Genomic DNA, 7,182 nt, shown 5'->3' on the forward strand with positions numbered 1-7,182 from the left:
GTCGCTGGGCGACGGTGTGCAGCGGGCGCTGGGCCGTGAGCCGCGGGACTTCGCCGACTACGCCCGCGAGGCCGCCGCCTCGGGCGTGTGGAACGCGTGACCAGCCAGAAGGGCAACACCTGCCGTCCGTACGGCAGTCCAGTTGATCGTCGGTGCCGGGCGGCGCCGACCACCTGACCGACCACCCGGCCGCGGCCGGGAGCGGTGAGGAGGCCGGCGGCCCGGCACCGGGAGGGTCCCCGCGTCGGGCGGGGACCGGGGAGACCGAAGGAATACCGATGCGCTCGAATCAGACCGCGACCCCTGCTTCCTACACTGCTGCACAGTCCTTCACCGGCCTCGCGCCGGGAGGTCCGGCCCCGGCCGTGCCCGCCACCCGGAGCAAGGCCGCCGGGCCGCTCCTGGTGGGCGCCACCATCGCGATGGGCCTGATGGCCGGCCTGTTCTTCGCCTTCGACGTCTCGGTGATGCCGGGCCTGGCGGCGGGCGACGACGGGACCTACGTGACGGCGATGCAGCACATCAACAAGTCGATCGACGGGAACGGGCTGTTCGGCCTGGTCTTCATCGGCGCCTTCCTCGCCACCGGCATCGCCGCCTGGCTCCAGCACAAGGCCGGCCGGCGCAAGGCCGCGCTGTGGGCGGCGGCCGCGACGGTGCTGTACGTGGTGGCGCTGATCGTCACCATGGGCGTCAACATCCCGCTCAACAACGAGCTGGCGGCGGCCGGCGACGTGTCTCAGATCCACGACCTCGCCGCCGTGCGGGCCAAGTTCGCGGACACCTGGGTGCCGGTCAACATGCTCCGCACCGCGCTCTGCACCGGCGGTCTGCTCGCGCTGACCCGCTCCCTGGTGCTGCACGGCCGCGCGGAGCGCTGAACGCCGCCCCCCGCACACCGCCCCCGACGGAACCCCGTCGGGGGCCTTCGGCATGTCGGCGGCACCCGGTGCCCGGCTGGCCGATTCCGTTCGCTCGCGATCGACGACGGGTCGCGGCGGACGGGTCGTCGGGAGCAGACTGGCCGGTGCACGGGAGTTCCGACCGCAGGGAGCAGGCATGTCCGTACGACCCGGCAGGCGCAAGGCAGTTGGCAGGCTCAGGGCCGCGATCGGCGCGCTCGTCGTGGCCCTGGCGGCGGGAGCGGCGGTCGCCCTGCCCGCCGCGGAGGCGGAGGCGGCCGGCGCCAAGGGCGGCAAGGTGGTCTACCTGACCTTCGACGACGGCCCCAGCCCCGCCTACACCCCCAAGGTCCTGGCGACGCTCGACCGGTACGGAGTGCGCGCGACCTTCTTCGAGATCGGACAGAACGTCGCCGCCCACCCCTCGGTGACCGCGCAGGTCGCCAGGCGGGGCCACAGCGTGCAGAACCACTCCTGGTCGCACCCGGACCTGCGCAAGCTCTCCGCCGCCGCGCTCAGCGCACAGGTGACCGACACCGACAAGGCCATCCGTGCGCAGACCGGCCGCACCCCGAGCTGCCTGCGCCCGCCGTACGGCGCGGTCAACAGCACGGTGCGCTCGAAGGCCGCGGCGCTCGGCAAGCAGGTCGTGCTCTGGTCGGTGGACCCGGCGGACTGGTCCCGTCCCGGTACGGCCGCGATCCGGTCGCGGGTGCTGAACAACGTCCGGCCCGGCTCGGTGATCCTGCTGCACGACGGCGGCGGCGACCGCAGCCAGACGGTGGCCGCGCTGCCGGCGATCATCTCCACGCTCAAGGCACGCGGGTACGGCTTCGCCACCCTCTGCGGCTGAGTCCGGCCGGCCGCGGAGGGTGGCGGGTACGGGCGGCGCGGTCGGGCCCGCCCGTCGAGCGTGCGGGCCCGGTCAGCTCCGCCCGTTGAGGACGAGCGCCCAGGCGAGGCAGGCGAGCGCGCCGGTCGACAGCAGGGCGCGCAGCACGTTGAAGCGCACCCAGCGGGCCTCGAACCGGCTGCGCACCGCGGCCGGGTCGGTGATCCGCTGGGCCGAACCGGCGGCTTCGAGCTCGTCGTTCAGCGGGATGTTGACCGAGCGGGTGACCCCGATCATCGCGACGTACAGCACCAGCGCGGCGATGGTCGCGGGCAGGACGTCGTGCCCGTCCGAGGGCAGGTGCAGGGCGACCGCGGCCGCGGTGGCGAGCAGGGCGCCGACGAAGCCGAGGACGAACCAGCCGTTCAGGATCGCCACGTTGACGCGCTGCATGACCTCGATGAAGGTCCGGTCCTCGACCCGCGCGAGCGCGGGCATGACCGAGCACGAGTAGCCGTAGAACAGTCCTGCGGTCAGTCCACAGGTGACAGTGGCCGCCACCAGGACGAGTGTGCGTGCCGTTTCCATCGTCGTGAGCCCCTCACTTCTCGCTGTCGGTATCGCGGTACCGCAGTCGTCGTGTCTCGGTCCGTACCCCGTGGGCAGATCATCCGGCATTTGAGTGGCGCGAGCCACCTCGATTGCTCAAGAGTCTCTCAAATGATCAGACGTCAAATAATGTCCTGACGTCTACACTTGACGGCATGGACACTCTGACGGGACTCCTCGACGGCCCCAAGGCCCGTGGCGCGTTCCTGCTGCGCTCCATCCTCACCCCGCCGTGGTCGCTGCGGATCGAGGACCGGGCTCCGCTCTCGGTGGTGACGATGGTCCGCGGCGACGCCTGGATCCTTCCCGAGCGCGGCACCCCGCTGCTGCTGCACCCCGGGGACGTGGCGATCGTGCGCGGCCCGGAGCCGTACACCGTGGCGGACGACCCGGACACCCCGGTGGACGTGATCGTCGGCCCGGGCCAGGTCTGCACCAAGGACGGGGTGGACGTCTCCGAGGTGATGTCGCTCGGCGTCCGGACCTGGGGCCAGGGCCGGGAGGGCGACCGGGCCTCCTCGGTGGTGCTGTCCGGCACCTACCAGGCCGAGCACGAGATCGGCCAGCGGCTGCTCGGCTGCCTGCCCGCGCTGCTGGTCCGTCCGGCCGGCACCGGCGCCGACGACACCCTGGTGCACCTGCTGGCCGCCGAGATAGGGCGCAACGAGCCCGGCCAGGAGCTGGTCCTGGACCGGATTCTGGACCTCCTGGTGGTCTCCGTGCTGCGCGCCTGGCTGGCCGCCCCCGACTCCGGCGCCCCCGCGTGGTACCGCGCCCAGCACGACCCGGTGGTCGGCCCGGTACTGCGGCTGATGCACGACGACCCCGCCACCGCCTGGACGGTCGCCGATCTGGCCCAGCAGGTCGGGGTCTCCCGGGCCGGCCTGGCCCGCCGCTTCACCGCCCTGGTCGGTGAGCCGCCGATGGCCTACCTGGCGGGCTGGCGCCTGGCGGTCGCCGCCGACCTGCTGCGCGAGCCCGAGTGCACCGTCGCCTTCGCCGCCCGCAAGGTCGGCTACAGCAACGCCTTCGCCCTCTCGGCGGCGTTCAAGCGGGTGCGCGGCATCAGCCCGCAGGAGCACCGCCGGCTGGCCGCCACGGGCACCCCGGCGCAGCCGGCGGGCTTCTCGGGGCCGGCGGAGACGGTGATCCTGGCGGGCTGACCGGGCCGTTCTCCGGTTGCCTCTCGTACGAGTCATGCGGGTCGTGCGACTCTTGTGCCCCATGCGACTTCTGTGACGACCCGAAGACCCGACGACCCGAAGAGCACCATGACGACGATCACCACCCCCGTCACCGAGGACCTCCTCCACGGCCACCTCGACGTCGAACACACCCGCCGCGGCCTGCTGCCGCACCGCCTGCCCGCCGCGGCCCGCCGGCAGATTCCGGACGAGCAGCTCGCGATGGCCGAGTCCCAGCCCTCCGGTGTCCGGCTGGCCTTCCGCACCCGCGCCACCACGATCACGCTGCATGCCGTCCCCACCAAACGCGCCTACCCGGGCGTCCCGAACGTCCCGGACGGTGTCCACGACCTCCTGGTGGACGGCCGGCTCACCGCGCAAGCCAGTGTTCCCGGCGGCAACCTGCGCACCGTCGACCTGGCCACCGGCCGCTTCGAACTGACCGAAGGACCGCCCGGCAGCGCCCGGTTCACCGGTCTGCCGGAGCGGGACAAGACCGTCGAGATCTGGCTCCCGCACACCGAGACCACCGAACTGATCGCCCTCGACACCGACGCACCGATCCAGCCGATCCCGACCGGCACCCGCAAGCGCTGGCTGCACCACGGAAGTTCGATCAGCCACGGCTCCAACGCCACCCATCCCACCGGCACCTGGCCCGCCCTGGTGGCCAACGGCGCCGGGCTGGACCTGACCAACCTCGGCTTCGGCGGCGGCGCCCTGCTCGACCCCTTCACCGCACGCACCATCCGCGACACCCCAGCGGACCTGATCAGCCTCAAACTCGGCATCAACCTCGTGAACAGCGACGCAATGCGGCTCCGCGCCTTCACCCCGGCCGTCCACGGCTTCCTGGACACCATCCGGGACGGCCATCCGATCACACCGCTGCTGGTCGTCTCCCCGCTGCTCTGCCCGCTCCACGAATCCGTGCCGGGCCCGCTCGCCCCCGATTTCAGCAGCGGCACCCTGCGCTTCCGCGCCACCGGTGACCCCGCCGAAGTCGCCGCCGGCCGGCTCACCCTCACCGTCATCCGCGCCGAACTGGCCCGCATCGTCGCCCAGCGCCGGGCCGACGGCGACCACCACCTGTACCACCTGGACGGCCTGGCCCTCTACGGCGAGCCCGACCACGACGCCCACCCGCTCCCCGACGGCCTCCACCCCTCCCCGGAGGCCCACCGGCTCATCGCGGAGCGCTTCGCCCAACTCGCTCTCACCTCCGACGGCACGTTGGCCCCGTGAGTCGCGTCCGCCAAGTCCCCTTGGTGGAACTGACGGTGAGGCCGTTGCACAGCAGGGCGGCCAGGCTCGCCGACCGCAGCACGAACGCGTGGAACGGCGCGAAACCCCACAGCCGCGCCCCGGCCCGCATCAGCCGTGCCGATGCCGGGCGAGGGGCGGGGCTTGTGGAGTGAGCGCGCGCGCATGGTTACCGGCGTCACGGGGGCTCGAACCGCCATCGGAGGCCTCAGGCGGCGGCCGCCCGGTACGGCGGGAGCGCGAGCGCGGTGACGACCGTGCCGCGGTGCACGCCCCAGGAACCGGTGCGGACGGCGGGATGGTGCGGGTGGCGGGCCGTGAAGGTGCCGTCGGCGTGCACGGTGACGGAGATGGCCGCGAGCGGCGCCCAGGTGCCGGTCAGCGGATGGACGGCCTTGTAGGTGGCCTCCTTGGCACTGAACAGGACGGTGTCCCACGGGACGCCGCCCTCGGACAGCATGGCCAGGCCGCTCCGCTCGGCTTCACTGCTGACCAGCTGGAGCACACCCCGGGGGAGCGGCCGGGCGGGCTCGGCGTCGATCCCGAGCGAGGCGAGGTGCCCGGTGCCCGCAACGGCGCAGGCCGTGTACCCGTCCGTGTGGGTGATGCTGCCCGTGACGCCCGCCGGCCACCGGGGCGCCCCTCCCGGCCCGGGCAGCAGCGGCACCGGCGGGTGCCCGAGAGCGCCGAGCGCCTGGCGGGCGAGTGTCCGAGCGGTGGCGAACTGCCTTTGGCGGCGCGGCGATCGGTCCTGGATGTACGCCGCCTCCAGCGGCAGCAGCCGGGCCTCGGCCGGGGAGCCGAAGACCTCGGCACAGTGGACGTGGGGCGGGAGCAGCGCGGCCAGGACACCGGCTGGGGCGGCGGTGGTCACGGTCGTCAGCGTCCGGCCGTGACCAGCAGGTGAGTGTGGTGCGCGATGTGCTGCGGAGTCTCCAACGGCACCATGTGGCCGGTGCCGGGAATCCGGTGCAGCTCGGCGTGCGGCAGCGCCGAGACGAGCTCCTGGCTGAACCCGGGCTTCACGATCTTGTCCTCGGTGCCGGTGATGACCGTGGTCGGCGCAGTGATCCCGGCCAGGCCCGCGCGCTGGTCCATCTCCTGGGTCGACGCGAAACAGGCGGCCCGGGTCGCCGGCGAGGTGGCGGCGAACAGCCGACGGTTGGCCTCCCGTGCAGACAGCGAGGCACCCGGCCCGTGCGTCCCCCCGAGCAGTCGGCGTCCCAGCCACGGGGTCCGCAGCGCCCGGCTGAACAGCTTCGACCCCATCATCTTGACCTCGTTCGCCGGGGTGTTCTGCCCGTAAGAAGCAGTCGACACGAGCACAAGCCCCGCCAGCCGCTTGCTGGTTGCGCCACCCCGCCTGGCGGGCAGCCCCGCCGCCCAGGCCAGTGCTGCGTACCCCCCACCGGAGTGCCCCACCACCACGACCGGCCGCTCCGGCGTGGTGAGCGTTCCCACGACGGTGTCCAGGTCCCGCGCCAGCCGCTCGATGCTGATCGGCTCCCGCCCGGACGTCGACGAGGCGTGACCCCGCTGGTCGTACGTGGCCACCGTGTGCCCGGCCGCCGCGAGCTGGTGCGCGGTGGCGTGCCACACGGTCCGGGAGGCGGCCCAGCCGTGGACGAGCAGCACCAGCGGCCGGCTCGGGTCGGGCTCGCCCGGCTGGTGGACCGTGATGGCGAGGTGCGCGTGATCGTCGGTGGTCGCGGCGTGGTCGGTGGTGGTGACGGCGTGCTGGGCGGGGAGCGCGGGGAGTTCGGTGGTGGTCACGGGGGCCTCCTTTTCCGGTGTTGTTTTTGGTTCTTCTATTCGGGGTTTTGCTTGTTGAGGTGGCGGTGGAGATTGGTGAGGGCGTTTTGGGTGGCGGTGGTGTGTTTGGTGGTGAGGCTGGTGAGTTTGTTGAGGAGTTTGGCGAGGCGATGGGGTGTGGTGCTGAAGGTGATGGTGAGTTGGGTTTGGGTGTTGTTGTGGTGGGGGGTGAGGGTGTAGGTGGTGGTGCCGTGGAAGTGGCCGGTGTGGGTTTGGGTGAGTTGGATGTGGGGGGTGATGTGGGTGGTGGTGGAGGTGAAGTGGAGTTTGGGGCCGGGTTTGCCGATTCCGCCGGTGTGGATGGTGGTTGTGGTGGTGCCGTTGCGGTGGTGGGGGCCGGTGGGGCCGGGTTGGTGGGTGTTGTGGGGGTGCCACCAGGTGGTTTTGCCGTTGAGTTCGTCGATGAGGGCGTTCCAGACGATGTCGGTGGGGTGGTTGAGGAGGGTTTGGTCGGTGTGGTGGATGGGGTGCATGGGGGTGGGTCCTTTGGGTGTGTTGTTTGGGTGGGGTGTTTTGGGTGTTAGGGGAAGATGTTTTGGCCGGGGGTGAGGGTGTGGGTGGGGTCGTAGGTGTTTTTGGC

General features: G+C 72.1%; 8 protein-coding genes and 1 pseudogene. 5 read left to right on the forward strand and 4 right to left on the reverse strand.

Annotated features, from left to right (window positions below):
* The 3 genes and pseudogenes from AB0O11_RS38805 to AB0O11_RS38815 form a co-directional block, all read left to right on the forward strand.
* Positions 1–100: pseudogene (locus tag AB0O11_RS38805) on the forward strand (NmrA family transcriptional regulator); the annotation flags it as partial.
* Positions 101–278: 178 nt separating this feature from the next.
* The gene (locus AB0O11_RS38810) at positions 279–881 is read left to right on the forward strand and encodes an anthrone oxygenase family protein (RefSeq protein WP_363397214.1); all 603 of its coding nucleotides are present in this window, start codon (positions 279–281) and stop codon (positions 879–881) included.
* 178 nt (positions 882–1,059) lie between these two features.
* Complete coding sequence (locus AB0O11_RS38815) at positions 1,060–1,755, forward strand: polysaccharide deacetylase family protein (RefSeq protein WP_363397217.1); 696 nt, start codon at positions 1,060–1,062, stop codon at positions 1,753–1,755.
* A gap of 72 nt (positions 1,756–1,827) precedes the next feature.
* Here the strand turns inward: AB0O11_RS38815 and AB0O11_RS38820 are convergent, their stop codons facing one another.
* Positions 1,828–2,295, reverse strand: coding sequence for an anthrone oxygenase family protein (locus AB0O11_RS38820; RefSeq protein ID WP_308020276.1), 468 nt, complete (start codon positions 2,293–2,295; stop codon positions 1,828–1,830).
* A gap of 203 nt (positions 2,296–2,498) precedes the next feature.
* Here AB0O11_RS38820 and AB0O11_RS38825 point away from each other — a divergent pair, with 203 nt between their 5' ends.
* Entirely contained in the window at positions 2,499–3,506 is a 1,008-nt protein-coding gene (locus tag AB0O11_RS38825; RefSeq protein WP_363397220.1) for an AraC family transcriptional regulator, read from the forward strand.
* Positions 3,507–3,614: 108 nt separating this feature from the next.
* Positions 3,615–4,772 carry a GDSL-type esterase/lipase family protein gene (locus AB0O11_RS38830; protein ID WP_363397223.1) on the forward strand — a complete coding sequence of 386 codons (1,158 nt, stop codon included), beginning with the start codon at positions 3,615–3,617 and terminating at the stop codon, positions 4,770–4,772.
* Positions 4,773–4,998: 226 nt separating this feature from the next.
* Here the strand turns inward: AB0O11_RS38830 and AB0O11_RS38835 are convergent, their stop codons facing one another.
* Genes AB0O11_RS38835 through AB0O11_RS38845 form a run of 3 tightly spaced genes read right to left on the reverse strand, consistent with a single transcriptional unit; the run spans position 4,999 to position 7,075 of the window.
* Positions 4,999–5,664, reverse strand: a complete 666-nt coding sequence (locus AB0O11_RS38835; protein WP_363397226.1) for a 4'-phosphopantetheinyl transferase superfamily protein — start codon at positions 5,662–5,664, stop codon at positions 4,999–5,001.
* Positions 5,665–5,669: 5 nt separating this feature from the next.
* Complete coding sequence (locus AB0O11_RS38840) at positions 5,670–6,563, reverse strand: alpha/beta fold hydrolase (protein ID WP_363397229.1); 894 nt, start codon at positions 6,561–6,563, stop codon at positions 5,670–5,672.
* Between the two features lie 35 nt (positions 6,564–6,598).
* Entirely contained in the window at positions 6,599–7,075 is a 477-nt protein-coding gene (locus AB0O11_RS38845; protein ID WP_363397232.1) for a hypothetical protein, read from the reverse strand.
* Positions 7,076–7,182 lie beyond the last annotated feature (107 nt).

This window comes from Kitasatospora sp. NPDC093102, from assembly GCF_040683915.1.
Classification (GTDB): domain Bacteria; phylum Actinomycetota; class Actinomycetes; order Streptomycetales; family Streptomycetaceae; genus Kitasatospora.

Bases quoted from the DNA above. Each gene is read 5' to 3' on its own strand.
- AB0O11_RS38810 (WP_363397214.1), top strand. From the start codon at position 279: ATGCGCTCGAATCAGACCGCGACCCCTGCTTCCTACACTGCTGCACAG.
- AB0O11_RS38815 (WP_363397217.1), top strand. From the start codon at position 1,060: ATGTCCGTACGACCCGGCAGGCGCAAGGCAGTTGGCAGGCTCAGGGCC.
- AB0O11_RS38825 (WP_363397220.1), top strand. From the start codon at position 2,499: ATGGACACTCTGACGGGACTCCTCGACGGCCCCAAGGCCCGTGGCGCG.
- AB0O11_RS38830 (WP_363397223.1), top strand. From the start codon at position 3,615: ATGACGACGATCACCACCCCCGTCACCGAGGACCTCCTCCACGGCCAC.
- AB0O11_RS38845 (WP_363397232.1), bottom strand. From the start codon at position 7,075: ATGCACCCCATCCACCACACCGACCAAACCCTCCTCAACCACCCCACC.